This is a genomic window from Gordonia sp. NPDC062954, assembly GCF_044543825.1.
Taxonomy (GTDB): domain Bacteria; phylum Actinomycetota; class Actinomycetes; order Mycobacteriales; family Mycobacteriaceae; genus Gordonia; species Gordonia tangerina.
The window spans coordinates 127,996-152,436 of record NZ_JBITWL010000002.1 but is presented as its reverse complement, the minus strand read 5'-3'; the positions used below and the strand labels follow the sequence as shown (position 1 = coordinate 152,436).

The 24,441-nt window shown below is 67.5% G+C and carries 24 protein-coding genes and 4 tRNA genes; 10 read left to right on the top strand and 18 right to left on the bottom strand.

What is annotated here, in order from left to right:
• Positions 1 to 19 precede the first annotated feature (19 nt).
• The 5 genes from ACIGKQ_RS03310 to ACIGKQ_RS03290 form a co-directional block, all read right to left on the bottom strand.
• Positions 20 to 622, bottom strand: a complete 603-nt coding sequence (locus ACIGKQ_RS03310; protein ID WP_372475368.1) for a CoA pyrophosphatase — start codon at positions 620 to 622, stop codon at positions 20 to 22.
• 90 nt (positions 623 to 712) lie between these two features.
• Entirely contained in the window at positions 713 to 1,744 is a 1,032-nt protein-coding gene (locus ACIGKQ_RS03305; RefSeq protein WP_235725804.1) for a hypothetical protein, read from the bottom strand.
• 141 nt (positions 1,745 to 1,885) lie between these two features.
• On the bottom strand, positions 1,886 to 2,293 hold the full coding sequence (locus tag ACIGKQ_RS03300) for an STAS domain-containing protein (RefSeq protein WP_287016287.1): 408 nt from the start codon (positions 2,291 to 2,293) through the stop codon (positions 1,886 to 1,888).
• Between the two features lie 191 nt (positions 2,294 to 2,484).
• A complete protein-coding gene (locus tag ACIGKQ_RS03295) occupies positions 2,485 to 3,237 on the bottom strand; it encodes a 3-hydroxybutyrate dehydrogenase (protein ID WP_235725790.1) in 753 nt (250 codons plus the stop codon).
• Complete coding sequence (locus ACIGKQ_RS03290; protein ID WP_287016286.1) at positions 3,234 to 4,616, bottom strand: MFS transporter; 1,383 nt, start codon at positions 4,614 to 4,616, stop codon at positions 3,234 to 3,236. The genes ACIGKQ_RS03295 and ACIGKQ_RS03290 overlap by 4 nt, the downstream gene beginning before the upstream one ends.
• Before the next feature lie 117 nt (positions 4,617 to 4,733).
• Between ACIGKQ_RS03290 and ACIGKQ_RS03285 the strand changes: the two genes are divergently transcribed.
• Positions 4,734 to 5,666, top strand: coding sequence for a LysR family transcriptional regulator (locus tag ACIGKQ_RS03285; protein ID WP_235725788.1), 933 nt, complete (start codon positions 4,734 to 4,736; stop codon positions 5,664 to 5,666).
• A gap of 40 nt (positions 5,667 to 5,706) precedes the next feature.
• Here ACIGKQ_RS03285 and ACIGKQ_RS03280 read toward each other — a convergent pair.
• The 3 genes from ACIGKQ_RS03280 to ACIGKQ_RS03270 all read right to left on the bottom strand — a co-directional run bounded on the left by ACIGKQ_RS03280 (position 5,707) and on the right by ACIGKQ_RS03270 (position 6,019).
• A tRNA-Phe gene (locus ACIGKQ_RS03280) sits at positions 5,707 to 5,780 on the bottom strand.
• A 39-nt stretch (positions 5,781 to 5,819) separates the two neighbouring features.
• Positions 5,820 to 5,893: transfer RNA gene (locus tag ACIGKQ_RS03275), tRNA-Asp, on the bottom strand.
• 53 nt (positions 5,894 to 5,946) lie between these two features.
• Positions 5,947 to 6,019 (bottom strand) — tRNA-Glu (locus ACIGKQ_RS03270).
• 189 nt (positions 6,020 to 6,208) lie between these two features.
• Here ACIGKQ_RS03270 and ACIGKQ_RS03265 point away from each other — a divergent pair.
• Together ACIGKQ_RS03265 and ACIGKQ_RS03260 are read left to right on the top strand one after the other, a co-directional pair.
• Positions 6,209 to 6,673, top strand: coding sequence for a hypothetical protein (locus tag ACIGKQ_RS03265; RefSeq protein ID WP_235725787.1), 465 nt, complete (start codon positions 6,209 to 6,211; stop codon positions 6,671 to 6,673).
• Positions 6,674 to 6,754: 81 nt separating this feature from the next.
• Positions 6,755 to 6,830 (top strand) — tRNA-Lys (locus ACIGKQ_RS03260).
• An 82-nt stretch (positions 6,831 to 6,912) separates the two neighbouring features.
• Here the strand turns inward: ACIGKQ_RS03260 and ACIGKQ_RS03255 are convergent.
• On the bottom strand, positions 6,913 to 8,784 hold the full coding sequence (locus tag ACIGKQ_RS03255) for an NHL repeat-containing protein (RefSeq protein WP_396572295.1): 1,872 nt from the start codon (positions 8,782 to 8,784) through the stop codon (positions 6,913 to 6,915).
• A gap of 290 nt (positions 8,785 to 9,074) precedes the next feature.
• On the opposite strand from ACIGKQ_RS03255, the gene ACIGKQ_RS03250 reads away from it, so the two are divergent.
• The 3 genes from ACIGKQ_RS03250 to ACIGKQ_RS03240 are packed head-to-tail and all read left to right on the top strand — an operon-like array spanning position 9,075 to position 11,955.
• Positions 9,075 to 9,815, top strand: coding sequence for a (Fe-S)-binding protein (locus ACIGKQ_RS03250; RefSeq protein WP_235725770.1), 741 nt, complete (start codon positions 9,075 to 9,077; stop codon positions 9,813 to 9,815).
• A gap of 59 nt (positions 9,816 to 9,874) precedes the next feature.
• Positions 9,875 to 11,323, top strand: a complete 1,449-nt coding sequence (locus ACIGKQ_RS03245; protein ID WP_235725803.1) for a LutB/LldF family L-lactate oxidation iron-sulfur protein — start codon at positions 9,875 to 9,877, stop codon at positions 11,321 to 11,323.
• The gene (locus ACIGKQ_RS03240) at positions 11,320 to 11,955 is read left to right on the top strand and encodes a lactate utilization protein C (protein ID WP_396572293.1); all 636 of its coding nucleotides are present in this window, start codon (positions 11,320 to 11,322) and stop codon (positions 11,953 to 11,955) included. The genes ACIGKQ_RS03245 and ACIGKQ_RS03240 overlap by 4 nt, the downstream gene beginning before the upstream one ends.
• On the opposite strand, the gene ACIGKQ_RS03235 is transcribed toward ACIGKQ_RS03240, so the two are convergent.
• Both ACIGKQ_RS03235 and adhP read right to left on the bottom strand, forming a co-directional pair.
• Complete coding sequence (locus ACIGKQ_RS03235) at positions 11,942 to 12,862, bottom strand: alpha/beta fold hydrolase (protein ID WP_396572291.1); 921 nt, start codon at positions 12,860 to 12,862, stop codon at positions 11,942 to 11,944. The two genes, ACIGKQ_RS03240 and ACIGKQ_RS03235, sit on opposite strands and share 14 nt — an antisense overlap.
• Positions 12,863 to 12,919: 57 nt before the next feature.
• Complete coding sequence (adhP, locus tag ACIGKQ_RS03230) at positions 12,920 to 13,951, bottom strand: alcohol dehydrogenase AdhP (protein WP_235725766.1); 1,032 nt, start codon at positions 13,949 to 13,951, stop codon at positions 12,920 to 12,922.
• A gap of 181 nt (positions 13,952 to 14,132) precedes the next feature.
• Between adhP and ACIGKQ_RS03225 the strand changes: the two genes are divergently transcribed.
• A complete protein-coding gene (locus ACIGKQ_RS03225) occupies positions 14,133 to 15,044 on the top strand; it encodes an alpha/beta fold hydrolase (RefSeq protein ID WP_235725802.1) in 912 nt (303 codons plus the stop codon).
• A 41-nt stretch (positions 15,045 to 15,085) separates the two neighbouring features.
• Here the strand turns inward: ACIGKQ_RS03225 and ACIGKQ_RS03220 are convergent, their stop codons facing one another.
• From ACIGKQ_RS03220 to ACIGKQ_RS03195, 6 genes are all read right to left on the bottom strand, one after another.
• A complete protein-coding gene (locus tag ACIGKQ_RS03220) occupies positions 15,086 to 16,021 on the bottom strand; it encodes a copper resistance D family protein (RefSeq protein WP_235725763.1) in 936 nt (311 codons plus the stop codon).
• A 7-nt stretch (positions 16,022 to 16,028) separates the two neighbouring features.
• The gene (locus tag ACIGKQ_RS03215) at positions 16,029 to 16,559 is read right to left on the bottom strand and encodes a copper resistance protein CopC (protein WP_396572288.1); all 531 of its coding nucleotides are present in this window, start codon (positions 16,557 to 16,559) and stop codon (positions 16,029 to 16,031) included.
• Between the two features lie 7 nt (positions 16,560 to 16,566).
• Positions 16,567 to 17,292: a DUF1775 domain-containing protein gene (locus tag ACIGKQ_RS03210; protein WP_235725760.1), complete on the bottom strand. Its 726-nt coding sequence runs from the start codon at positions 17,290 to 17,292 to the stop codon at positions 16,567 to 16,569.
• Positions 17,293 to 17,407: 115 nt separating this feature from the next.
• Positions 17,408 to 17,935 (bottom strand): YtxH domain-containing protein, encoded by a 528-nt coding sequence (locus tag ACIGKQ_RS03205; RefSeq protein ID WP_235725759.1) that lies wholly within the window; start codon positions 17,933 to 17,935, stop codon positions 17,408 to 17,410.
• Positions 17,936 to 18,037: 102 nt separating this feature from the next.
• On the bottom strand, positions 18,038 to 18,781 hold the full coding sequence (locus ACIGKQ_RS03200; RefSeq protein ID WP_235725758.1) for a GntR family transcriptional regulator: 744 nt from the start codon (positions 18,779 to 18,781) through the stop codon (positions 18,038 to 18,040).
• A gap of 20 nt (positions 18,782 to 18,801) precedes the next feature.
• Positions 18,802 to 19,953 carry an acyl-CoA dehydrogenase family protein gene (locus ACIGKQ_RS03195; RefSeq protein WP_396572286.1) on the bottom strand — a complete coding sequence of 384 codons (1,152 nt, stop codon included), beginning with the start codon at positions 19,951 to 19,953 and terminating at the stop codon, positions 18,802 to 18,804.
• Between the two features lie 201 nt (positions 19,954 to 20,154).
• Between ACIGKQ_RS03195 and ACIGKQ_RS03190 the strand changes: the two genes are divergently transcribed.
• Genes ACIGKQ_RS03190 through ACIGKQ_RS03180 form a run of 3 tightly spaced genes read left to right on the top strand, consistent with a single transcriptional unit; the run spans position 20,155 to position 23,154 of the window.
• Positions 20,155 to 21,000, top strand: coding sequence for a CoA ester lyase (locus ACIGKQ_RS03190; RefSeq protein WP_328713222.1), 846 nt, complete (start codon positions 20,155 to 20,157; stop codon positions 20,998 to 21,000).
• On the top strand, positions 20,997 to 21,995 hold the full coding sequence (locus ACIGKQ_RS03185; protein WP_235725753.1) for a MaoC family dehydratase: 999 nt from the start codon (positions 20,997 to 20,999) through the stop codon (positions 21,993 to 21,995). The genes ACIGKQ_RS03190 and ACIGKQ_RS03185 overlap by 4 nt, the downstream gene beginning before the upstream one ends.
• A gap of 16 nt (positions 21,996 to 22,011) precedes the next feature.
• Positions 22,012 to 23,154: a CoA transferase gene (locus ACIGKQ_RS03180; RefSeq protein ID WP_396572283.1), complete on the top strand. Its 1,143-nt coding sequence runs from the start codon at positions 22,012 to 22,014 to the stop codon at positions 23,152 to 23,154.
• 76 nt (positions 23,155 to 23,230) lie between these two features.
• On the opposite strand, the gene ACIGKQ_RS03175 is transcribed toward ACIGKQ_RS03180, so the two are convergent.
• Entirely contained in the window at positions 23,231 to 24,388 is a 1,158-nt protein-coding gene (locus ACIGKQ_RS03175; protein ID WP_396572442.1) for a CaiB/BaiF CoA transferase family protein, read from the bottom strand.
• Positions 24,389 to 24,441 lie beyond the last annotated feature (53 nt).

The window sequence follows — 24,441 nt, the reverse complement described above, 5'->3', positions numbered from 1 at the left end:
AGGTGGCGAATCTGGTGTCCTAGCGCCAGGCGAAGACGGGCTGCTCGAACCCGTCGACGCGGGTATGCCGTTCGCGCAGGACGACTTCGGCGAACTGATAGATCACCGCCGCAGTCGGTGCGTGGACCAACGCACCCACGATGGGCAGCTGGATGACGGGACGGTCCGATTGCGGGATGGTGAGGAACCGCGGCTCGACCATCAATTCGTCGAAGGTGACGAAGAAGAGTTGGGCAACCTCGTCCGGGTTGGGGTCCGGAACGTGCGTCTGGTCGGACCAGCAGACGACTGGCGTGATCACGAACCCCGATCGGGTCGGGTAATCGTCAAGCATGCCGAGCACGCTGTCTGCGGGGAGCTCGACGCCGATCTCCTCGTGTAACTCCCGCAAGGCGGCCGTCGGCTGGTCCTCCCCCGGGTCCAGTCGCCCGCCCGGTAGTGCGTACTGCGCCGCGTGACGGCGCATCGTTGCGGGTCGCTTGGTCAGCCAGATCCCCTGCTGTCCGTCCTGTTCGGCGATGGTGATGGCAACCGCCGCCGAGCGCGCGTCCGGCAGGTCGGCCGTGTGTCGTCGGAATCCGGAGATCCGCGCGGCTACGGCGGCGCGATCGAGAGTGCTCACCTTCCCAGTTGACCACGCCCGGCGCTCGACCAGGATGAGTGCGTCCACATGGGAACTGACATCCACGGTGGTTGCTTCCGGGTGTGAGAGTCAGATCCGCGCGTTGTCGTGGGCGGAGGTCTGCCGTCCGAGGTGGTAGCTGATGACCGCCAGGCCGAACAGCCCGACACCGAGATTGATCAACGCACCAAACCCCTCGAGGGCGAAATCGACCAGGGCGTTGGTCACGGTGAACACCAAGGCGGCCATGCGGAGCGACCGCAGCGGCCACACGCTGTCGGTGCGACGACGTGCGATCATCGCCGGCAACGACAACCCGAGGGTGGCGATACCGCTGACGAACAGAATCCAGTTCGCCGTTGGGTTGCGGCTGATCTCGAAATAGAGGTCGATGTCCCCCATCTCCCTCGTGTTGAACGTCCAGGCGAGGACTCCGAGGACAAATGTGAATGCCGAACTGGCCACCAGCAACCACCCCACCACCGGCACCCAGCGCGGGCTGCGGAAGAAGTCGGGAATCAGCCCGGTCGCCCGATCACGCAGCCGCATCAGGCGATCCGGCGTGTCCGCGCTCGCATCCAGCAGTCCACGTATGTGACCGATCGCCGTCGGGTCGGCGCCCTGGTCTTTGGCTACCTCGAGGAAGCCGACCGCCTGCCGGCGCCTGCGGGCGGGCAGACCATGGGAGATACCGTCGGCGGCAATCGTGGCGGCGTTGGCCATCGCTTCGGCGACTGTCGGCTTCTTGACGTCGCGGACGACACGACTGATCACCAGCACCGCGACGACCAGGATGTACATGATCTCGGCCGACGGTCCATAGAAGTAGTCGTTGTTCTTGGTGATGAACTTCCCGATTTCATCCAGGAACAGCCCGAAGCCGATGCCGCCCATCACGATCGCGGTGACCCGGGTGGCCGGACCCAAGAAGAGCCAGCCGATGATCAGCGCCAGCATCATCAGCGCACCACCCCACAGGGCGTGCGCGATGTGCAGCGTGCCGCCACCGACCTGCGGATAGCCGGTGAGCTGCAGGTAGAGCCGAGTCACCAAAATCGTGCCGATGGCGAAGATCAAGAACCATTCCACCGACGTGGTGCCGTAGATACTGCGGATCATCACCGCGTTGGCCCTATTGCGCGTCGGTCGCGATGTCGTGGGTCGCGAGGTCATGGACGCAGTATCGCGTGCACCGGTCGGGCCGGGCGGGCGTTCACGCGATCAGGCCGTGCGCACGGCCCATTCGGTGCAACGCTAACGCGACTACCGCGTGTCGACCACCAGGCCTCCGGCGCCGAAGAGGTCGAAGAGCAGGCGCGTGGCGCGAGCCGGGGCGACGACGTCGACACGGCCGGCGGCGACCAATGGATGCTCGGCAATCGTGCCGACCGCGCGCGGGCTCATGAAGGAGACGTCGGCGAGGTCGACTATCACCCGGGCGTACCCGGCGCCGGCGCGGGTCATCGCGCGCTGCAGATCTCCGCATGCCGCGAGGTCGATCTCACCGGTCACCCGCAGCCAGACGGTGCCCGCAGAGCGTCGTTCGACGGTGAACTCGTAGAGCGGAACCGTGTGCTGCCGGGGTGTTTCCGCCGAGCCGATGACATCGAAGACGTCGATCGCGGGGATCGTGTCGCTCTGGTCATCGGTCGGAAAAGGAGCAATGGTCATGGCGTCACCGATCGTCGCAGGGGCACTGATCCGCCGTCACGGACGTGCTCTACGCCAGATCCGCCGGTAACCAAAAACTACCGGCGGGATCGGACACGCACGCACGCACGGGACATCAGTGATACCGCACCGATATGACAAGTCTCGAAACGGTAACGGAACGCAACTCGACATTCCAGGCCCCCGCCCGTTCAGCGGGCACTCCACCCGCCGTCCATCGGATACGACGAGCCAGTCACCATGGCGGCAGTGTCGGATGCCAGCCACGCAACCAACTCGGCGACCTCACTGGGCCGCACGAGACGCTTGACGGCGCTCTCGGTGAGCATCACCTTCTCGACAACCTCACCTGCGTCCATCCCGTGCACACGCGCCTGGTCGCTGATCTGCCGGGCCACCAGCGCGGTCTCCACATAGCCGGGATTCACGCAGTTGCTGGTGACCCCACGTGAAGCGCCCTCCAGTGCAACGGTTTTCGACAACCCTTCCAGCGCGTGCTTGGCGGTGACATAGGACGACTTGTAGGCCGACGCCCGCAGTCCGTGGATCGACGAGACGTTGACGATCCGGCCGAATCCGCGCCCATACATCCGCGGCAGCGCGGCACGGATCAGCAGGAACGGGGCCTCGACCATCACCCGCTGCATCCGGCGAAAGGTGTCCGGCGCCATCTCCTCGATCGGCGCGACCGATTGGATACCCGCGTTGTTGATGAGGATGTCGACATCCAACCGGAGACCATCGAACTGTTCGGTGTCGCAGAGGTCGACGTGCCACGCCTCACCGTCGAGATCGGCCGCGACCTGCTTGGCACCGACCTCGTCGATGTCGGCGACGACGACGTGTGCGCCACGCTCGGCGAGGGCGCGGGCACAGGCCTGCCCGATGCCGCTCGCCGCACCGGTGATCAACGCGCGTCGCCCGGCAAGCTCCGCCGTGCTCATACCGACACCCCTTCCCGGCGTGGCGCGACGTGGAGGAACTGCGCCGCATCGGCGTCGTCGATCGACTGCAGGGACAGTCCTCTGGTCTCGCGCGCCGCGATCACCGCGATGATGGTGACGACACAGGCCGCGGCCAGGTAGATCGCGATCGGCACCGACGAGTCGAACCGACTCAGCAGCGACGCGGCGATGATCGGCGCGAGCGATCCGGCGACGATCGAGGTGACCTGGTAGCCAAGCGAAACGCCGGAGTACCGCATTCGAGTGGGGAACATCTCGGCCATCATCGCGGGCTGCGGCGCGTACATGAAGGCATGGAAGACCAGGCCGCTGATGATCGCCAGCATGATGACGCCGTAATGGCCCGTGTGCATGAGCGGGAAAGCGAAGAATCCCCAGGCGGCGGTCGTCACCGCCCCGAACAGGTAGACCGGCCGGCGGCCGAGACGATCGGCCAGTCGTCCGACCATCGGGATCACGGCGAGGTGAACGGCGTGGGCCGCGAGCATCCACCACAGGATGTCGGCGGTGTCGGCGTCGACGACGACCTTCAGGTAGGTGATCGAGAAGGTCACGACGAGGTAGTACATGATGTTCTCCGCGAAGCGCAGGCCCATCGCGGTGAACACGCCACGGGGGTATCGCTTGAGCACCTCGATCGCACTGAACGACGATGTCTTGATCTCCTCGGCCTCGCGTTGTGCGGCGACGAAGATCGGCGCGTCGGTCACCTTGGTGCGCACGTAGTAGCCGACCAGCACGATGACCGCCGAGAGCCAGAAGGCGATACGCCATCCCCAGCTCAGGAATGCGCTGTCGGGCAAGGTGGTGGTGAGCACCAGCAGCACCACTGTCGCGACAAGGTTGCCGACGGGCACGCCTGCCTGAGGCCACGATGCCCAGAACGCGCGGGATCGGTTGGGGCTGTGCTCGGCCACCAACAACACGGCCCCACCCCACTCACCCCCGACGGCGAAACCCTGGATGAACCGCAGGGCGACGAGCAGCGCGGGCGCCCAGTAGCCGATCTGGCCGAATGTCGGCAGACATCCCATCAGGAAGGTGGCCGCTCCCACCAGCACGAGACTCAACTGCAGCAACTGCTTGCGCCCGTACTTGTCGCCGAAGTGACCGAACACGACGCCGCCGAGCGGCCGGGCCACGAAACCGACGGCGTAGGTGACGAATGCGGCGATGATGCCGTCAAGCTCGTTGCCGGTGTCGGGAAAGAAGACCTTGCTGAAGACGAGGGTGGCTGCGGTGCCGTAGAGAAAGAACTCGTACCACTCGACGATCGTGCCGGCCATGGACGCGGCGACGATACGACGCAGGCCCGACCGTTCGTCGCGCGACGACATCGCAGGTTCTGCACTGGACATGCTCACTCCTTCGCGGGAATTTCATGTGATTCGGGTCACGTGTCGCTCGAGTATTGAATGAACATGGATGCGCATGCAATGCCCAGATCGGCGATGGGCATCTGCAAAAATGCAGATATGCCTGCTGACTTGCCGAGTCCGGACGACCTGCTGGTTCTTCTCGCCGTGGGTCGCAGCGGGCGCTACACCTCGGCCGCGGACACGCTCGGCCTGAACCACACCACCGTCGCGCGTCGGATCGAATCCCTCGAACGCACGATGGGCGGCCGAGCACTCGCCCGCGGCGCGGGAGGCTGGGAATTGACCGATCTCGGTCGGCAGGCGTTCGCCGCCGCTGAGCGCATCGAAACTGCCCTGCGGGCACTCGAGGCCGACATCGATGGATCGCCGAGCCTGAGTGGCGTGGTCCGGATGTCGGCCACCGACGGGTTCTCCGCCTACCTCGCCGCACCCGCCGCGGTGTCGGTGCGGCGGCACCATCCGGCAGTGAGCGTGGAGATCGTCACCGCCACCCGACTCGCGTCGCAGCACCGCACCGGCCTCGACATCGAAGTCGTCGTCGGCGAGCCGCATGTGCACCGCGCCGAGGCGATACGTCTCGCCGACTACCGCCTCGGTCTCTACGCCTCGCGCGGCTATCTCACCGAACACCAGACGCCCACCAGCCCCGGGGATCTCACTGCTCACCCGCTGATCTACTTCGTCGACGCAATGCTGCAGGTGGACGATCTGGATCTGGCCCGGACCCTGGTCCCCCAGATGCCCGAATCTGTGACGTCGACGAACGTGTTCGTGCACGTCGAAGCCACCCGCGCGCACGCCGGCATCGGACTGCTGCCGTGCTTCATGGCCGACCGGCACGACGATCTGGTCCGCGTGCTGCCCACTGTCGGAGCCGAACTGACCTACTGGCTGGTGACGCGGACCGAATCGGCCCGGCGCCCGGAAGTCGCCGTGGTGGTCGACGCCATCCGCGCGATCGCGGACGCGCGGCGAGCCGAGTTGTTGGGTGAGCCCTCCGGAGCGGTTGCCGCGAACGCGAACCCCTGACAACACAAAACCCCCGGAGTGATTTCCGGGGGTTGTGACGTGGCCAGGGCCGGGATCGAACCGGCGACCTTCCGCTTTTCAGGCGGACGCTCGTACCAACTGAGCTACCTGGCCGGACGGCACCCGAACCGAATGCCTATCGCAAGAGACTTGCGACCCTGACGGGACTCGAACCCGCGACCTCCGCCGTGACAGGGCGGCGCGCTAACCAACTGCGCCACAGGGCCATGTTCTGTTGTGTTGCACTCTCTCCGACCCCCGCGAAGGGTCCGAGCAAGCGTACCCCCTACGGGATTCGAACCCGCGCTACCGCCTTGAAAGGGCGGCGTCCTAGGCCGCTAGACGAAGGGGGCCGGTTCTCCGTGAGGAGGTCTCCGTTGGGAGCCGACTCAGCTTAGGACACTCTCTCGACAATTCACAAATCGGGAGGTCGGACGCTGTTTCCACGCCATCACACCGGTCGTGTGGAAGCCACGTCTTCGCGTCCCCCGAGTGGCCACCCTTCGCTGAAAACGATCCGGCATTCATGATAGGCAAGAGAGATGGGGGAACAACTCTTCGTGCGCCCGGTCGACCCGTCGACGAACGGTCGGACGGCACCGTTCGACGACGCATCGATCCGAAGTTTCGTCGCACGACACCTGCTCCCGATCGCCACGGCCGACCTCGACGCCGACGATGCGCCTCCGGTGGACGGAGGTCGCCGAGTCGCCGGGACCACTTACGTCGACAGGTCGGGGATACGGGTGGACATCGGCCCGGAGGCGATCGTGGTGCACGAATCCGGCCACGCAGCCGAGCAGACGATCTTCGCCGCCCTGACCGAGATCGGGGGCATCGCGATCGACCCCGAGCAAGCACTGGCGATCAGCTGCGACGTGACCTGGCTCGACGCCACATATAGCCCGATCGACACGCTGGTTGTGGTGTCCACCGCCACCGAGTTGAGTGCGGCGATGCGCACAGTCCTCCCGGAAGCCGGCATCGTCGACGGTCGGCGGCGATGAGCGGCACCGACGACGTACCGACCCGACGACGGTGCCGTCGATGATGCCTGTAAACTCGTCGTCGCCCTGCCCGCAGGGCACGCCCCTATAGCTCAGTTGGTAGAGCTACGGACTTTTAATCCGCAGGTCCCAGGTTCGAGCCCTGGTGGGGGCACCATCGTTGTCGGCCGACGTCGGCTACGTTCCCGATCCGGCCAGTGGTCACCCGGTGACAGCGATCATCCCGTGCCCTGCGGAAACTAGTGCTGAACCGGCGCCGCCATTCCCACGAAGGCGACGATGTGGTGGCCACCCGGGTTGCTCTGGATGGGCACCTCGTCCCAGTTGTTGGCGACCCACACATTGCCCGACTGATCCACCGCCACACCGGTATTGCGGACAAGTCCGTCGAAGGCATAGCCGGTGATCTCCGGCGAGATCGGCGCTCCGGTCCTCTTTCCGGGCGGGCAGGTCCGGGTGTTGACGCCGCAGAAATGTGACAGCCGTTTGCCACCGAAGTTGGCGACCCACACATTGCCGTCACCATCGGTCGCGATTCCCCACGGCAGAGTCGCGCCGCCACCGTAGAACGGTCCGGCCACCGGCTGTCCGTCCGGGCTGATCAAGCTGACCGAGCCGATCGTGGACGGTGTGCTGGGACGCTCGGGACACGGCAGGGTCACCGCCCCCGAGTTGGCCACCCACACGTTCCCGGCCTTGTCGGCCGCCACCCCCATCGGCTTCTGGAACATCCCGGTCAACGGGGGCCGCACGGGCTTACCCGTGTAATTCAACACCGCGACATTGTTGCTCTCCATACCGCTGACGAAGACATGCTCGCCGTTGTCGACCACACCGAATGCCTGCTTCAGTCCGGCGTCGATGGTGCGTGCGCGGGACCGGTCACCATCGGGGTACACCGTGACCGTGCCCGACCCACAGTTGGCCATCCAGAGACTGCCGCGCCGGTCGAAGGTCATGCCCTGCGGCCAGTCCAGGCGTCCCTGCGTGTACCCGGTGGACGGCGAGATCGGCTGCCCCTGTGGAGTGAACTCGGACACCGAGTTGTGCGGTGGCTGATCGGGGCACCCGGGTGCGGCGAATCCGTAGTTGCTGGCCCACACGTTGCCCGACGGGCCGAGCGTGACACCGAAACCTGACCCCGAAAGACCACCGCCCCGGTACGGTGATCCGTCGACCATCGCGCCGTCAGGTCCGAACTTGAACAGCATGTCGCTGGCACACACGGGAACCCGCCGGTCCGAGTTGTAGACGTAGTTGTTGTTGACCCACAGGTTGCCCTCCGGATCGATGGCGAAGTTGCCGGGACCGTCGATCAGGCCGCCGCCACCGTCGAAGCGCAGCGCCAACGTCCAGGACGTGGGCGGCAGGGCGACACCCGGCCCGAACACCGGTCGGGTTTTGGCCAGGGTGAACAGCTCCAGTGGCTTGTTGCCCGGGTTGCGGGTGATCGAGGCGAACGCCCGCAAGCTGTCCGGCGGCACCGGCCAGCCCGGGGTGGTCGCTCCCGCGCGCAGGGCATCACAACCCGATGTCGCCGCGACGCAGGCGGCGAGCATGTTGGTCATCGAGGTGAAGGTGGCAAGTGTCGAGGTCTGTCCGCCGTTGGGTGAACTGGTGATCACCCGGCCCAGCCGGCCAGTCGCGACATCGACCAGGTTCGGCACCATCGACGCGGCATTGACCACGCCCGGCGCGCGACCGGTGATGCCCGGCGTGCCGAGGAACTGCGCCATCGCCACACCGGTCGCCACCGTGGTGCGCTCGTTGAGCACCACCCGTCCAGAATGGCCGGCCGGCAGCACGGTGGCGAAAGTCGGCCGGTTGCCCTGCCCCGGCGCCTTCGCAGTCAGATACAGCACGGCACCTGGTCCCGGACTCGCGGACACCGGCACGACAAAGGATCCGTTGGGCGACGTGGTCGCGCGACCCACCACCCGCGCGGCCTGCGATGGCGACCCCGACACCGCAGCGGTGACCGCCCACCCGGCGCCGTTGCCGGTCGACGGGCGCACCGCCCCGCCCACCGAGTCGCCGGGCGCACCAAAGGCCGGGACCGTGATGCTGCCGGCGAACACCACGGCCAACGCGGCGATCAGCGGAGCAGCCAAGCGATATCGCTTCCTCGAACCACCCTCACCTGATTGACTGGTCTGCGATCTGACGGAAACATGAGAGCCGTTGGTACGCAAGGTGAAACCGCCTTGTATTCCGGCGCGTCGGGGACTGCTCGCGACTGACGCCGTGCTGAGGATGACCGATTCGGTGCTCTCGCATGGTAAACGACTGCCCTACATTTTTCGCCACAAACAGCCAAATGCACGTAGACCGGACGTGTGGGGTCCGGCGCACATTCGGCCATCGGGCTGCGCTCGTCCACCGGGTGAGGGATGATCGCAGAATGAGGGTCGCCCTGTTCGCCACCTGCTTCAACGACACGATGTGGCCGGGCACCCCGAAGGCCACGGTGCTGCTGCTCGAACGCCTCGGTGTCGATGTGGAGTTCCCTCTCGAGCAAACCTGTTGTGGGCAGATGTTCACCAACACCGGCTATGCCGACGAGGCGATCCCCGGTGTCCGCCGCTTCGTCGATGTGTTCGCCGCGTACGACGCCGTGGTGGCCCCCTCGGGTTCCTGCGTCGGCTCGGTGCGCCACCAGCACCGCCTGATCGCCGACCGGGCCGACGATCACACACTGCGCTCGGCCGTCGACACCATCGCACCAAAGGTGTATGAGCTCAGCGAGTTCCTCATCGACGTGCTCGGAACAGTAGACGTCGGAGCCTATTTCCCGCATCGGGTCACCTATCACCCGACGTGCCACTCCCTGCGGATGCTGCGCGTCGGGGACAAGCCGTTGCGACTGCTGCGGGAGGTTCGCGGCATCGACCTCGTCGAATTGCCCGAGGCCGAGCACTGCTGCGGCTTCGGGGGCACGTTCGCGATGAAGAACGCCGACGTCTCGGTCTCGATGGGATCGGACAAGTGCAGCAATGTGAAACGCTCCGGCGCCGAGGTGGTCGTCGCCGGTGACAACTCCTGCCTGGCACACATCGGCGGACTACTGAACCGAGAACGGTCGGGCATCCGCACGATGCATCTGGCCGAGATCCTGGCCGCCACCGAGCGGGAGCCGGTGTGAGCGCCCGGTCGACGACCGGCGGTCATCCCCATGTCGGGGTGACCACCCAGTTCGTCGGCATGCCGACGTTCCCGGACGCGGCGCGTTCGGCGTTGGCAGACGCCACCCAGCGGCGCAACCTCGCCCACGCGACGGGGATCATCCGAACCAAACGTGCCGAGGTCGTCGCCGAGCTGGACAACTGGGAGCAATTGCGCGCCGCCGCAGCAGCCATCAAGGACCGGACCCTGCGACATCTCGATCAACATCTGATGCGGTTCGAGGAGAACGCCACTGCCGCCGGCGCGGTGGTGCACTGGGCTCGTGACGCCGAGGAGGCCAACCGCATCGTCATCGACCTCGTGCGCGCGGCCGAAGCCGACGAGGTGGTGAAGGTGAAATCGATGGCCACCCAGGAGATCGAGCTCAACGAAGCACTCGCCGATGCCGGAATCGACGCCTGGGAAACCGATCTCGCGGAGCTGATCGTGCAACTCGGCGACGACTGGCCCAGTCACATCCTCGTGCCCGCGATCCACCGTAATCGAAGTGAGGTCCGGGAGATATTCCGGCATCGCATGGGTCAGGTGGGACGGCCCGCTCCCGACGACCTCACCGATGAGCCACGCCGGCTGGCCGAGGCCGCTCGGCTTCACCTACGGGAGAAGTTCCTTCGGGCGAAGGTCGGGATCAGCGGCGCCAACTTCGCGATAGCCGACACCGGTAGCCTCGTCGTGGTGGAGTCCGAGGGCAACGGCCGGATGTGCCTGACCTTGCCCGAGACGGTGATCTCCGTGGTGGGTATCGAAAAGCTGCTACCGACCTGGGCAGATCTCGAGGTCTTTCTACAGGTGTTGCCCCGCTCGAGCACCGGCGAGCGGGAGAACCCGTACACGTCGGTGTGGACAGGGGTCACCCCCGGCGACGGGCCCCGCAACGTGCACATCGTGTTGCTCGACAACAATCGCAGCACCGTTCTCGCCGACGAAGTGGGTCGCGATGCGTTGCGGTGCATTCGCTGCTCGGCGTGCCTCAACGTCTGCCCGGTGTACGAGCGAACCGGTGGGCACGCCTACGGTTCGGTGTATCCCGGCCCGATCGGCGCGATCCTCACCCCGCAACTGCGCGGCACCGGTTCGGCCGTCGACGCCTCGTTGCCCTTCGCGTCGAGCCTCTGCGGCGCATGCTCGGATGTGTGCCCGGTCGCCATCCCCATCCCAGAACTGTTGGTACATCTGCGCACCCGCGTCGTCGACGAACACCGGGGCGGCATGCCTACCCCCGAGACGGGTGCGATGAAGGCAATGGCGTGGATGTTCGGGAGTCATCGCCGACTCGAGGCCGCACAGCGGGCGGCGACGGTGGGCAACCGCCTGCTGGGCCGCCGCGCGAGCATCGGCGCGCTGCCCGGTCCGCTCGCGGGATGGAGTTCGGCCCGCGACATCCCGGTCCCGCCGGCCGAATCCTTCCGACAGTGGTGGAAGCGCGAACGGTCCGAGAAGGCCGATGAGCCCGGGGCCGCCCAGTGAACGCCCGCGAGGAAATCCTCAGCCGGGTCAGAGCCGCGCTCGCCGACGTCACCGATCCCGATCCCGCCGAGACGCGGGTGGACTGGTCCTACGGTGAGATCGTCGACACCGGCGACCTTCCGGTGGTCGACCGTTTCGCCGAGCGCGTCGCCGACTATCGCGCTGCCGTCGAACGCGTCGCAGAGCACGAGTTGGCGGCCGCCGTCAGCGCGGCCCTGTCGGGGGTGGGTGGCCCGATCTTGGCCGACGACACGGTGCGCCGCCGCCTCGACCTCCCCACGCTCGACTGGCTCGACGACGATCAGCTGTCGCCCCGCGAACTGGACCGCGCCGGAGCCGTGGTGACGACCGCCGCGGTCGGAATCGCCAACACCGGCACCATCGTGCTCGACCACAGCTCCGGACAGGGCCGGCGGGCCTTGTCGCTTGTGCCGGATGTGCACGTGTGCATCGTGGATGCCGGCCAGGTGGTCAGCGACGTCCCGGAAGCGGTCGCTCACCTCATCGGGATCGGTGCGCAGAGCCGGCCGCAGACCTGGGTCAGCGGCCCCAGCGCGACCAGCGACATCGAGCTGGACCGGGTGGAAGGCGTCCACGGCCCGCGGACCCTGCACGTGGTCATCGTGGACTGAGCGAGGCATCCTCCGGCGTCGGGGGTACCGGCGCACCGGCGTCCTGCACCGCATCGACCGCGTCGACGAACGGCGGGATGAAGAACTGCGCGCCCAACACACAGCACGCGTGCCCGCCGTCGACCTCGAAACGGCGAGCCGCCGGGATGCCGTCTATCAGCAGTTGCTGGCGCGCAGGCTCCACGACACGGTCACGCACCGAGACGACCACCGACGTCGGGACATCGATCTCGGCCAGCCAGCCGCGGGAGTCGAAGCCACCCAAGCCCTCCCCGAAGTGGCCCAGGTGCGACAGCGGGGTGGAGAAGAACTGCCGCAGCGCCCACACCGAGGTGTGACCGACGGGATCGTCGAGCCGGTTGAGCCGTGGCTTCGGGAGTGCCCGGTACACACCGGTCATCAGTCGTCCGGTGCGATGCGATTGGGCGCGCAGGTCCGGGTCGTTGGTGCTGAAGTACGGGCCCGTCGAGCACAACACCAGTCCCGAGACCCGCCGGCGATGGCGTCGCCAGACCAGTTGGGCGATACCGCCACCCATGGAGAAACCGGCGGCGGTGAACCTCTCGATGCCGAGTTCGTCGGCGAGGGCCGCGACGTCGTCGGCGCAGTCGCGCAGATCGAACCGGTCGGATCGGATGCCGCGGCCGTGCCAGCGCTGATCCATCGTGATCACCCGGTATCGCTTGTTCAGCTCCGGGATGACCGGATACCAGCAGAGCAGCCCGGTGGTCAGCACCGAGTGCAGCAGAAACACCGCGGGTGCATCGCGCGGTCCGGAGTCGGTGACGAACACCGGGCCCCGGTCCGGGAGCTCGACCATCGTCCCGGGCGGGACGTCGCGCGCCGGATACGGCCGCAGCACATGACCGAATGCCCGACCCACGCCGCGGACGAACTGAGAACTCATGGACTCGACGCTACGCGCTTTCGGTTGAGAATCTGCTGTGCTCACCTCAGCGGACGCTCACCGATAGTCGATGACCATCCGACCCTCGATCGCACCCTTCTCCATCCGCCCGAAGACCTCGTTGATCTCGTCGAGTCGCATCGTCGCGACGGTCGGCTTGATCAGCCCGCGTGCGTAGAAGTCGAGCGCCTCGGTCATGTCCTGCCGGGTACCCACGATCGAGCCCCGGATGGTGAGTCCTTTGAGCACCACGTCGAAGATCGGCGCGGGGAAATCGCCCGGCGGCAGGCCGACGAACACGATGGTTCCGCCGCGCCGGGCCATGCCGATGGCCTGACCGAATGCCTGCGGATGGACTGCGGTGACGAGCACGCCGTGGGCGCCACCGGTCTGTTCTTGCACCGCGACCGCCACATCAGTGGTCTTCGCGGCGTTCACGGTCACCTCGGCGCCGAGGTGACGGGCGAGGTCCAGCTTGTCGTCGGCGATGTCCACGGCCGCCACCCGCATGCCCATCGCCTTCGCGTACTGCACGGCAACGTGACCGAGTCCGCCGATTCCGGAGATCACCACCCACTGCCCGGGTTTGGTGTCGGACACCTTGAGCCCCTTGTAGACGGTGACCCCGGCGCACAGGATCGGGGCGACCTCCACCGGGTCGACCCCATCCGGGATCCGCGCGGCGAATCGCTCGTCGACGAGCATGTGCGTCCCGAAGGACCCGTTCACCGAGTAACCACCGTTGCTCTGCTTCTCGCACAGCGTCTCCCAGCCTGTCCGGCAATACTCGCAGCTCCCGCATGCCGACCACAGCCACGCGTTGCCGACCTTGTCGCCCACCATCAATTCGGTGACGCCGGGGCCGAGGGCAACCACCGTCCCGTAACCCTCGTGCCCGGGCACGAACGGTGGTGACGGCTTGACCGGCCAGTCGCCGTGTGCGGCGTGCAGGTCGGTGTGGCAGACCCCTGAGGTCTCCAGTTTCACCAGCGCCTGGCCGGGGCCCGGTTCGGGGAGGTCGAGTTCGGTGACTTCGAGCGGATCGCCGAACGCGGTGACCACCGCCGCTGTGAACTTCTGATCTGACATCTCACACCACCTGTCGTCTCAACGGATCCCCCGGACGCTTCCAGTCTTCGCGATCCGGGCCGCGGCGGGCGCGGTTTCGGGTGAACAATCGGTTCAGGCGGAACCTCGGCGGCTCTCGAATCGGCAGCGAAGAGCAGGCCGCGTGATCCACAACACACGCGAACGTGGGATGCTCGAGGACATGATGGACATCGACCGCCCCAAGATCGAGGGGTCAGTGACCGTCGGAGACGACGGACAGCGTCGTATCGGGTTCGCCGAGTTCGGTTCGGCCACCGGACGCGCACTGTTCTGGCTACACGGCACTCCGGGCGCACGACGACAGATCCCGACCGAGGCGAGGGCGTTCGCCGCGCAGCACGGACTGCGCATCGTCGGCCTCGACCGGCCCGGGGTCGGTTCGTCGACGCCGTACCGGTACCGCAACGTGGCCGAGTTCGCGTTGGACCTCGAGATCGTCGCCGACGCACTCGGTATCGAGGAGTTCGCGGTCATCGGTCTGTCCGGCGGTGGCCCGTATGCCCTCGGTGTCGCGCACACCTTCCCCGACCGGGTCGTCGCCGCAGGTGTCCTCGGTGGGGTTGCCCCCACCGTCGGTCCCGATTCCGCGCCCGGCGGCGCCATGCGACTCGGGCGCGCGGCGGCGCCGGTGCTCGGTGTTGCCGGCGCGCCGATCGGCAAGGTGGTCAGCTCGGTACTCGGCGTCGCCCGTCCGATCGCCGACCCGGCGATCGCGATCTATGGCCGATTGTCCCCGGAAGGGGATCGAGAGTTGTTGTCGCGGCCGGAATTCCGCGCGATGTTCCTCGACGACCTATTGCACGGCGGCTCCCGTCGGATGGAGGCGCCGTTTGCCGACATCGTGGTGTTCTCCCGGGACTGGGGCTTCCGCGTGTCCGAGGTGACCGTGCCGGTGCGTTGGTGGCACGGCGACCGCGACCACATCATCCCCCACGCACACGGCGAACACATGGTGGCCATGCTCCCCGATGCCAAGTTGTTCACCATGCACGGCGAGAGCCACCTCGGCGCTCTCGGCCTCTCCGTGGAGATCATCACCGAACTGCTGACCGTGTGGGACCAGCCGCGCTGAACCGTCGAACACCGAGCGCATCGACAGATACGGCAACCCGCTCAGGGTGCGGTGCCCGCGAGGCCCACGGCCAGCCCGAGCACCACACCCATCACCGCGAGTTCCACTGTCGCCAAACGCAACGAGGTGGCCTCGCTGAGCTGATGCCGGTCGACGCCGGGAACCCAACGGCGCCGCGCGTACACGCCCAGCCCGATGAGGATCACCAGGCCTACCGCCTTGGCCAGCAGGACGCGACCATAACCGGTGTCGAGCAGGTCGCCGAGGCCGATCTGCAGCGCAGCGCTGATCAGCCCCGTCGTCGCGATCCCCGCGACCGCCCACAGTGCGCGGGAAGAGAACTCCGGCAACGCCGAGGCCCAGCCCCGGCGCCCGCGGACGACGAGCACCATCGCGGCCAGGGTGCCGCACCACCAGGCGGCGGCAAGCGCATGCGCACCGACCAGGATCGGCCCGATCGCGTGTTGGCCAGGGTGGCCGGTGATCGACGTCGCGAGCACTCCGACGCCGGCCAGCAGCGCATAGGAAGCTGCAGGTGGTGCCGCGCGGCCGGTGAGCTCCACACACACCAGCCCGACCACCAGACACGAGGCGACCAGAGTGACCATCTCGGGGGCCCCGGCCCGCAGCGTGTCGACGAACTGACCTAGCCCCACGGCGGTCGGTGCCCGACCCGACTGATCGGCGGTTCGCAGCCAGGCCGCCACCGCGACCCCGACGAACCAGGCCGCACCGGCCACACCCACCGCCACCGGCGACGGCACGAGCCCGAGAACCGGGAGCGAACCGAGACCCACGAGGAGCACCGCGGCCGCCAGCGCGACCGTGTTGGGCAATGACGTCGCGGCCGGGCCGGCGGGAGCCGCAAGCAGCCAGCATCCGCCGAGACCGACGAACATCGCGGCCGACGCCGCGGCGATGGCCGCCGCCCGCTGCCGCTGATGCACAGGCCCGCGGCGTCCCGCCGTCGTGTTCATCGCACCGTCATACCGACCGGCCCGACCGCCGCGACAGTACGACGACCACGCCGAGTCCACCGACGAGCACCAGCACTGCCACGACGATGAACGGCCACAGCGGTGGACCGTCGTCGCCGGAGTCGGCCGCGGTGTCGGCGACCGGTCCAGGCGTCCCGGACCCGGCGACGGTCAGCTCGAAGCTGCGCTGTCCGTCGACGGGATGTCCGTCGGCCGAGGTCACCCGATAGTTGAGCGTGTAGGTACCGGTTGGCCCCAGTTCACGCAAGCCGACACTGAGCCGTGGGCCGTCGACGACGGCGTCGCCGTCCTGCCAGTAATTGCCGTCCGGGCCCACCACGGTCAGCACCGCAAAGGCTTCCTGGAGCGGCTCGTTGAAGGTTACGGTGGCCCGCGCCGGACTCGACTCCACCCGGGCTCCGTCGTCGGGGTCCGATGAGACCACCTGCGAATGGGCGTGCGCCTCGGGCGCGGTGACGACGCCGAACAGGGCGGAGCACAACACCCCCGCCACGACTGCGACGGCAGTGGTGATCATCCGACTGCTACGCATCATCGGAGCCGCTCTCACCGGTGCCGGACGACTTGGCAGCGCGGCCGGCGCGGGTCAAGGCGGCCACGCCGAAGACCGCACCGAGCGCACCGACGATCAGTCCGATGCCGCCGAGCCACCGTGCGGTGTCATCGGTGGACGAGTCGGCGGCCTCGGCAGTGGTCTCGTCGGACGCCGAACCCGTGCCGTGGTGGCCACCGTCGCCATCGGCGACCGGCAACGTCAGCACCGGCGCGGGGTGGTCGGGTTCCGCACCATCGGCGCCCATCGGCTCCGACCACGAGACCTCCTCGCCGTCGCCGTAGGTCTGGGTTGCGGGCAGGGCGATGCTGTCCTCCTCCGGGAACGGTCCGCCCGAGATACGGAACTGCGCGAACTCTCCGACGGGGACCCCGGGGGTGCCCGGCAGCGCGGACCAGGTGATCGAGGTGACCTCCTCGGTGGACGGGTCCTTGGTCACCGTGGACCGCCAGCCCGACATCACCTCGGGTCGGGCGGACTTCAGGTTCGGCAGGGTAACGGTGAGTGTGGTGGTGGCGGCGGTCTCGGATTCGTTGGGAACCACGAGTGTCACCACGCCGTAGCCGCCCTGGGTGAGGGTGGGCGCGGTGGCCGACACGTGGGCTGCGGCCGCGCCGGCACCGGCCAGCGTGCCGGCGGCGGCGATGGACAAGGCTGCGGCGGGTGCCGCGAGGCATCGGATCATGCGGTTGTTCATGGTGAGAAGTCCTGTCTGTGCGGGCACCTCAGCGCCCCGGTGCTCGCGCCGGCCGATGCCAGCGAAGGGGTATGCCCGGCGAGCCGAAACGCTGCCAGGCATCGATGTCGAGGAATCAGGACCTACCGGGCGGGGCTCGTACGCCGCAGCCACCGATGACCAGCGCGCCACCCGACCGGAACATCTCGCGACTGATCGCCGCAACAGTGTGGGATGCGATGACCGATATGACGGTGATCGCGCGAATTGTCGAGGTCAGCGCGGCGAGTAGGCCGGCCGCCACGACGATGAGCAGCGCACTGACCGGGATGGCGATTGCGTGCGTCACCGTCATCGGGAGCAGGGCGTGCTGGTCGATGTGCATCGCCGGATGCCCGACCGACATCGCCACGTGCGCAGCCAACTGCGCCGCGGTGAGCGCGATGACCGCCGACAGCGTCGCCATCAGCGTCGATCGACGTCGCAGATCGCCCATGGCCAGCGTGGTGAGGACACCGATGGCAGCGGTGAGCAGCATGCCTCCGGTCGAGGGGAGCGCGCCGGCACCGAGCCCGTGGGCGGCCACCGCGACCACCGGCACCACGACACCGGCGGCGACGCGCGTCAGCGTGTCACGGCCCCGGTCCGATGGCGTCCTGCTCATGAGGCCTCATCCTAATGAGGTCGCATGGCGGTTCTGCGGGCAGATTCGCCTGGAATGCTCACGGCACCGGCCGACCGTGGCACGGGAGGTTCGAGTCGCGCGTCACCGGGCCCCGCGGCGGAGGGTGACCCGATATGTGTAGTGCTCGGGGAGGAAATGGCTGATCGCGAGTTCTACCGCGTTGCCGGCCGCGTCGGTGTAGAGCCGATCGACCCGCAACATCGCATGCCCCTCGGCGCACTGCACCTGTTCGGCCACCGCAGCATCGGCCGACGCCACCGTGATCGACTGCGCCGCCTCGGTGATCGGATGCGGCAAATGCGGCTCCAACAGCCCGATCATGGTGTGAGTACTGGTGGCACCGTGGGCGAGTTCGTCGCGATCGGCCACCAACCGTCCCACCGATTCCGGCCACCACACGGTGGTCGACACGAATGGCACACCGTCGTGAAATCGCCGAAACGTCAACCGGTGGACCAGATCGGTGTCGAGACGCAGCCGCCCGGCCGCGTCCAGATCCACCTGACGACGCGGCGCCGACACCACTTCCATCGTGGTGTCGGCCGACAGGTTCATCAGATCCTCGATGGAACCGAGTTGGCGAAGATAACGCCCGGCCCCCTCGGTGGCGAAGGTGCCCCGGCCGGGCACCCGATACACCGACCCCTCGGCCACCAGGTCCTGGAACGCGCGCCGGACGGTCTGCCGGCTCAACCCGAATTCGTCGGAGAGTTCGGACTCGGTGGGCAGACGCACCCCGCCGCGATAGCGTCCCTCGGCGATCTGCGCGCGCAACGTCGCGGCGAGCGCCCGGTAAGCCGGTTCGGCGAGACCACGTGAGCTCATCGAGCTGATCCTATCGGTCCTCAGATGCCGCCCCGGGAAACGAGTTGGGCGGCGATCACGTTGCGCTGGATCTCGTTGGTGCCCTCACCGACGATCATCAGCGGTGCGTCCCGGAAGTACCGTTCGACGTCGAACTCGGTGGAATAGCCGTAGCCACCGTGAATCCGAACCGCGTTGAGGGCGATCTCCATGGCCATCTCGGACGCGTAGAGCTTGGCCATCCCCGCCTCCATGTCGCAGCGTTCACCCTTGTCGTACTGTTCGGCCGCGTGCCAGGTCAGTTGTCGCGCAGCGGTGAGTTTGGTCGCCATGTCGGCCAGGTAGTTGCCGATGGACTGGTGTTTCCAGATCGGCTGGCCGAACGACTCCCGCTGCTGCGCATAGGTCAATGAGTCCTCGAGCGCCGCGGTCGCCACACCCAGCGCGCGACACGCAACCTGGATGCGTCCGGTTTCCAACCCCTTCATCATCTGCCCGAAGCCCTTGCCCGGCGTCGTGCCGAGGATTGCCGATGCGGGCACACGGTAGCCGTCGAAGGACAGCTCGCAGGTCTCCACACCCTTGTATCCGAGTTTCGGTAGGTCACGCGAGACCGTCAGCCCGGGGCCATGCTCGCACAACACGATCGAGATCCCGCGGTGGCGGGGCTCGGCGGCCGGATCGGTCTTGCACAGCAACGCGATCAGGCCAGAACGGCGGGCGTTGGAGATCCATGTCTTTGACCCCGAGATCACCAGATCGTCACCGTCGGTCTTGGCCACGGTCGACATGTTTTGCAGATCCGAGCCCCCGCCCGGTTCGGTCAACGCCATCGTCGCCCGCATCTCGCCGGTGGCCAGACGGGGCAGGTAGTTCTGCTTCTGTTCCTCGGTACCGAACAGCGTCAGCAACTTGGCCACCACGGTGTGCCCGCCCATCGCCCCGGCCAGACTCATCCAGCCGCGCGCCAATTCCTGAGTGACCTGCGCATAACACGGCATCGACACCGGCGAACCGCCGTACTCCTCAGGCACCGCCAGACCGTAGATGCCGATCTGCTTCATCTGCTCGATCCAGCGCTCCGGATACTCGTTCGCGTGCTCCACGTCCTGCACGGTCGGCTTGACGTCGCGGTCGATGAACGCGCGCACCGTATCGACCAGGAACGACTCCTCGGCGTTCAAGCCACCCATAACCTACCTCGCCAATCCCACGTGTTAGAAAACCAATTTGTACGGCCATATTCACCGTCGGACATGTCCCTGTCAAGACTCGAGGCGCACTTCCCAAGATATGGGCACGTCTGGTAAGAGTCAGAGGACCATATTTGGCCGCACATTTTGCCATCGCAATGGCACCCCGGCCGATCGAGACCAACGGATCGAGGCTCGCCGATGCAGACCGTTCGACGACGAGCAGTGCTCGTCGCACCCGCCTCCGACGACCGAAAGGCCCGCAAGGCGCTCGCGTCAACCGCCGATGAGGTCGTACTGGACCTCGAGGACGCCGTCACCCCGGAGAACAAGGAATCAGCCCGAACGGCCGCCGCCGCCCTGGTCGCCGAATTCGGAGCGCAGCGACCGGTGTCCATCCGGGTCAACGCCTTCGACACCGAGTGGTTCACCGACGACCTCGCGGCGTGCGCGGCGATGGGCGGGGGCCTGAGTGCCGCCGTGGTACCGAAAGCCGAGTCGCCCGAGCACCTCACGGAGGCAGACCGACTACTCGGCGACTCCCCCGCCGCGCTCCAGATCCTCGTCGAGACCCCCACCGGCATCCGCGATGTCGCGCACCTGTGCGCGGCCACCGACCGACTGGCCGCGATCATCATCGGCTACGCCGACCTCGGTGCGGCACTGGGTCGCTGGCCGTCGGCACCCCCATCGGTGTGGCATCCGATCCAGGAGAGCGTCCTCGTCGCGGCCAGGGCGGCAGGCGTGTCCGTGGTCGACGGGCCGCATCTGACCATCGCCGACGACGACGCATTCCGAAACGCCAAGACCTGGGTCCGGGACCTCGGCTTCGACGGCACATGGGTCATCCATCCCTCCCAAATCGATTCGGCAACAACTATTTTCACTCCCGATCCGGAGTCCGTCGAGGATGCACGGCGCGTACTCGCGGCACTCGAGGAGGCAGCCGCCCGTGGCGACGGAGCCGCGAAACTCGACGGCCGGATGCTCGACGAGGCACTGGCCGTCTCGGCGCGGCGTGTGCTGGCCAAGGCGGGTCCGGCATGACCCGGGTCGTCGCCGTGGGCGGGCCGTACTTCGACGACCTCGCCGTCGGCCGACGGTTCGACGACGCGCCCTCGGTCACCATCACCGACGGAATGGCCGCCGCACATCAGGCCATCCTGGGCGATCGAATGCGGTTGTCGCTCGACACGGAGTTGGCCCGGCGCGTGACGGGCGTGGCAGCACCGGTCGCCCACCCCGGGCTGGTCTGCGACCTGGCCATCGGCCAGTCCACTCTCGCCACCCATCACGTCAAGGCCAACCTGTTCTATCGCGGACTCCGATTTCTCCGGTACCCGCACGTCGGCGACACACTCGCCACCACGACCGAGGTCGTCGGACTGCGGGAGAACTCGGCCAAGCCGGGGCGGGCACCGACCGGGCTGGCCGCACTGCACATCGTCACCACCGATCAACAAGGTCGACGCGTGCTGGACTTCCACCGATGCGCGATGTTGCCGCTGAGCGCCGGCCCGAAACCCGACCGCACACCCGCCGCCGACGACCTCGCCGACATCGGTGACACGTCGTCGGAACCCGTGCTGCCCGACTGGGATCTGTCCGAGTACCGAAACTCTCTGCCCGGACAGCACTTCTCCCCAGACCTGCGCGACACCGTCTTCACCTCAAGCGGGGACGTGGTGTCCAGCGCCCCCGAACTCGCGCGACTCACCCTCAACATCGCGGCCACCCACCATGACGCCCGCGTCGGGCAGCAGGGGCGACTGGTGTACGGCGGCCACACGATCGGCCTCGCGCTGGCCCAAGCCACTCGAGCCCTACCCAACCTCCTGACCGTGCTGGACTGGGAAGGGTGCGATCACACCGGCCCGGTGCACGAGGGCGACACCCTCACAAGCGACCTACACGTCGAGACCGCCACCACACTCGACACCGGCGGCGGCATCCTCGGACTGCGCTCGACGGTGGTGGCCGAGGAACCCGACGGAACCCGACGTCCCGTACTCGACTGGCGCTTTCGCGCCTTGATGGCCTGATCAGAGGAGCCCACACATGACCAACCCCGCCCCTCCCCTCGCCGGTCTGCACGTCGTCGAGGTGTCGAGTTTCATCGCCTCCCCGCTGGCCGGACTCACGTTGTCGCAGTTGGGTGCCGACGTCACCCGGGTCGACCCGATCGGTGGTGCGGCAGACGTCCATCGGTGGCCGGTGACGGCAGACGGCAAGTCGATCTACTGGACCGGCCTCAACAAGGGCAAACGATCGGTGACCGCCGATCTGCGCAGCGACGACGGACAGAGAATGGTGCAGCGGATGGTCGCCGACTCGGGACCCGGCGGCGGAATCCTGCTGACCAATCAGGCCGGACGATCCTGGATGAGTCACGAGACCCTCTCGGCGCTGCGGCCCGATGTCATCACCGTGGAGATCCTCGGCCGCACCGACGGCACCCCGGGCGTCGACTACACGGTCAACGCGGGCCTCGGATTCCCGCAGATCACAGGCCCTACCTCCCATGCGGATCCGGTCAACCATGCGCTCCCGGCCTGGGATGTGGCCTGCGGGCTGTATGCGGCGCTGGCCATTTCGTCCGCGGTGCGGCGTCGGGAACAGTCCGGCGTCGGGTCACAGATCACGCTGCCGCTCGAGGACACCGCGCTGTCGATCGCGAGCGCGCTGGGATATCTGACCGAGCCGCAGGTCAACGGCCACGGCCGCTCCGGCACCGGAAACGACGTGTACGGCACGTACGGAACCGATTTCGCCACCGCAGACGGTGGCCGATTCATGATCGTCGCGCTGACACCTCGACACTTCCGCGACCTGCTGGAGCTCACCGGAGTCGGTGATGCGGTGGCCGCCGTGGAGAAGGCACTCGGCGCCGACTTCGGCCGCGAGGACGACCGGTTCACGCACCGCACCGTGCTCAACGGGCTGATCGCCCCCTGGTTTGCCGCCCGGTCGACAGCGGACGTGGCAGCGGCGCTGGAGAAGTCGTCGGTGCTGTCACAGCGCTACCGCACCTTCGACGAGGTGGTCGCCGACGGCGACCTGAGCACCAATCCGATGTTCAGCGCACTGGATCAACCCGGCATCGGCACCTTCCTCGCCGCCGGCCTGCCCGCCGCCTTCGACGGCGAGCACTACACCACCGGCCCCGCCCGCGCCCTCGGCGCCGACACCCCTCGCAAGTAACCCAAGCAACTCGACCCACGGAGGCCGCGAAACTGCGTTCCGTCGGCCTCCGTGCCGGCCGCGATGTCCGGTCGGGTTACCGGTGGTTCTCCTCGAGCTCGGCGAGGATGGCTTGGGTGTGTTGGCCCAGCGCGGGCACATCACCCATCGGGAGCTCGACGTCGGCGAAGGTCATCGGCGGCAGCACCGCACGTATCGGGCCGGCCTCGGTACCGACCTCGCGCCATCGGTCGCGTTCGGCGAGCTGCGGATGCGCGAGGACGCCGTCGAGCTCGCGGATCTCGGCGGCCGGTATCCCGGCGGCGGCGAGGGTCTCGTCGAGTTCGGCCGTGGTGAATCTCTTGGTTTCGCCGGCAACGAGGTCGTCGACCTCGCCGCGCCGCCGGACCCGCTCGATGTTGGTGGCATAACGCGGATCGTCGGCCAACTCCGGGCGGCCCAAGACGTCGTCGATCAGCACCCGCCAACCACGGTCGTTCTGCACGCCGATGAGGATCTCCCCGTCACGTGTCGGGTAGCGATCATACGGCACGATCGCGGCATGACCGACCCCCGAACGCGGGATCTGACGGTCACCGTAGAGCCGCATGTACAGCGGGTGACCCATCCATTCGACCGTCGCGTCGAACATCGACACCGCCACCGCGGCGCCCGCGCCGGTGGTCGCACGCCGGAGCAGGGCGCTGAGCACCGAGGTCAGCGCGTACATACCGGCCGCGATGTCGGAGGTCGGGACCCCGGTCTTCGCGGCCTCGTCGGCAGAACCGGTCACCGAGATCAACCCGGTCTCGGCCTGTACGAGCATGTCGTAGGCCTTGCGCTCGCGGTACGGTCCGGCGTCGCCGTACCCGGACATGTCGACCACCACCAGACCGGGATTGTTCCAACGTAAGTCCTCCGCACCGAATCCGAGCCGCGCCGCCGCCCCGGGCGCGAGATTCTGCAGGAACACGTCGGCGCGCGCGATCAACCGTCGGAGCACATCACGTCCGGCATCGGTCTTCAGATCCAGCTCCATCGACTCCTTGCCGCGGTTCAGCCATACGAAGTGCGACGCCAGACCGTGCACGGCGTCGTCGTAGTCCCGGGCGAAGTCGCCCTCGCCGACCCGCTCGATCTTGATCACCCGCGCTCCGAGATCGGCGAGGTGGCGGGTGGCCAGCGGTGCGGCCACCGCCTGTTCCAGGGCGATGACGGTGATCCCGGCCAGTGGCGGGCCCGCAGAGTTGTCGATCACCGGGCAACAATCGCCCGGCCACGACCACCGCGTCAACCGGTACGTTCCCT

What these genes read in the sequence shown, in the direction of transcription:
- ACIGKQ_RS03300 (WP_287016287.1), bottom strand. Translation starts at nt 2,293, where the DNA reads ATGACCATTGCTCCTTTTCCGACCGATGACCAGAGCGACACGATCCCC.
- ACIGKQ_RS03295 (WP_235725790.1), bottom strand. Translation starts at nt 3,237, where the DNA reads ATGAGCACGGCGGAGCTTGCCGGGCGACGCGCGTTGATCACCGGTGCG.
- ACIGKQ_RS03290 (WP_287016286.1), bottom strand. Translation starts at nt 4,616, where the DNA reads ATGTCCAGTGCAGAACCTGCGATGTCGTCGCGCGACGAACGGTCGGGC.
- ACIGKQ_RS03285 (WP_235725788.1), top strand. Translation starts at nt 4,734, where the DNA reads ATGCCTGCTGACTTGCCGAGTCCGGACGACCTGCTGGTTCTTCTCGCC.
- ACIGKQ_RS03265 (WP_235725787.1), top strand. Translation starts at nt 6,209, where the DNA reads ATGGGGGAACAACTCTTCGTGCGCCCGGTCGACCCGTCGACGAACGGT.
- ACIGKQ_RS03250 (WP_235725770.1), top strand. Translation starts at nt 9,075, where the DNA reads ATGAGGGTCGCCCTGTTCGCCACCTGCTTCAACGACACGATGTGGCCG.
- ACIGKQ_RS03245 (WP_235725803.1), top strand. Translation starts at nt 9,875, where the DNA reads ATGCCGACGTTCCCGGACGCGGCGCGTTCGGCGTTGGCAGACGCCACC.
- ACIGKQ_RS03235 (WP_396572291.1), bottom strand. Translation starts at nt 12,862, where the DNA reads ATGAGTTCTCAGTTCGTCCGCGGCGTGGGTCGGGCATTCGGTCATGTG.
- adhP (WP_235725766.1), bottom strand. Translation starts at nt 13,951, where the DNA reads ATGTCAGATCAGAAGTTCACAGCGGCGGTGGTCACCGCGTTCGGCGAT.
- ACIGKQ_RS03225 (WP_235725802.1), top strand. Translation starts at nt 14,133, where the DNA reads ATGATGGACATCGACCGCCCCAAGATCGAGGGGTCAGTGACCGTCGGA.
- ACIGKQ_RS03220 (WP_235725763.1), bottom strand. Translation starts at nt 16,021, where the DNA reads ATGAACACGACGGCGGGACGCCGCGGGCCTGTGCATCAGCGGCAGCGG.
- ACIGKQ_RS03215 (WP_396572288.1), bottom strand. Translation starts at nt 16,559, where the DNA reads ATGATCACCACTGCCGTCGCAGTCGTGGCGGGGGTGTTGTGCTCCGCC.
- ACIGKQ_RS03210 (WP_235725760.1), bottom strand. Translation starts at nt 17,292, where the DNA reads ATGAACAACCGCATGATCCGATGCCTCGCGGCACCCGCCGCAGCCTTG.
- ACIGKQ_RS03205 (WP_235725759.1), bottom strand. Translation starts at nt 17,935, where the DNA reads ATGAGCAGGACGCCATCGGACCGGGGCCGTGACACGCTGACGCGCGTC.
- ACIGKQ_RS03200 (WP_235725758.1), bottom strand. Translation starts at nt 18,781, where the DNA reads ATGAGCTCACGTGGTCTCGCCGAACCGGCTTACCGGGCGCTCGCCGCG.
- ACIGKQ_RS03195 (WP_396572286.1), bottom strand. Translation starts at nt 19,953, where the DNA reads ATGGGTGGCTTGAACGCCGAGGAGTCGTTCCTGGTCGATACGGTGCGC.
- ACIGKQ_RS03190 (WP_328713222.1), top strand. Translation starts at nt 20,155, where the DNA reads ATGCAGACCGTTCGACGACGAGCAGTGCTCGTCGCACCCGCCTCCGAC.
- ACIGKQ_RS03185 (WP_235725753.1), top strand. Translation starts at nt 20,997, where the DNA reads ATGACCCGGGTCGTCGCCGTGGGCGGGCCGTACTTCGACGACCTCGCC.
- ACIGKQ_RS03180 (WP_396572283.1), top strand. Translation starts at nt 22,012, where the DNA reads ATGACCAACCCCGCCCCTCCCCTCGCCGGTCTGCACGTCGTCGAGGTG.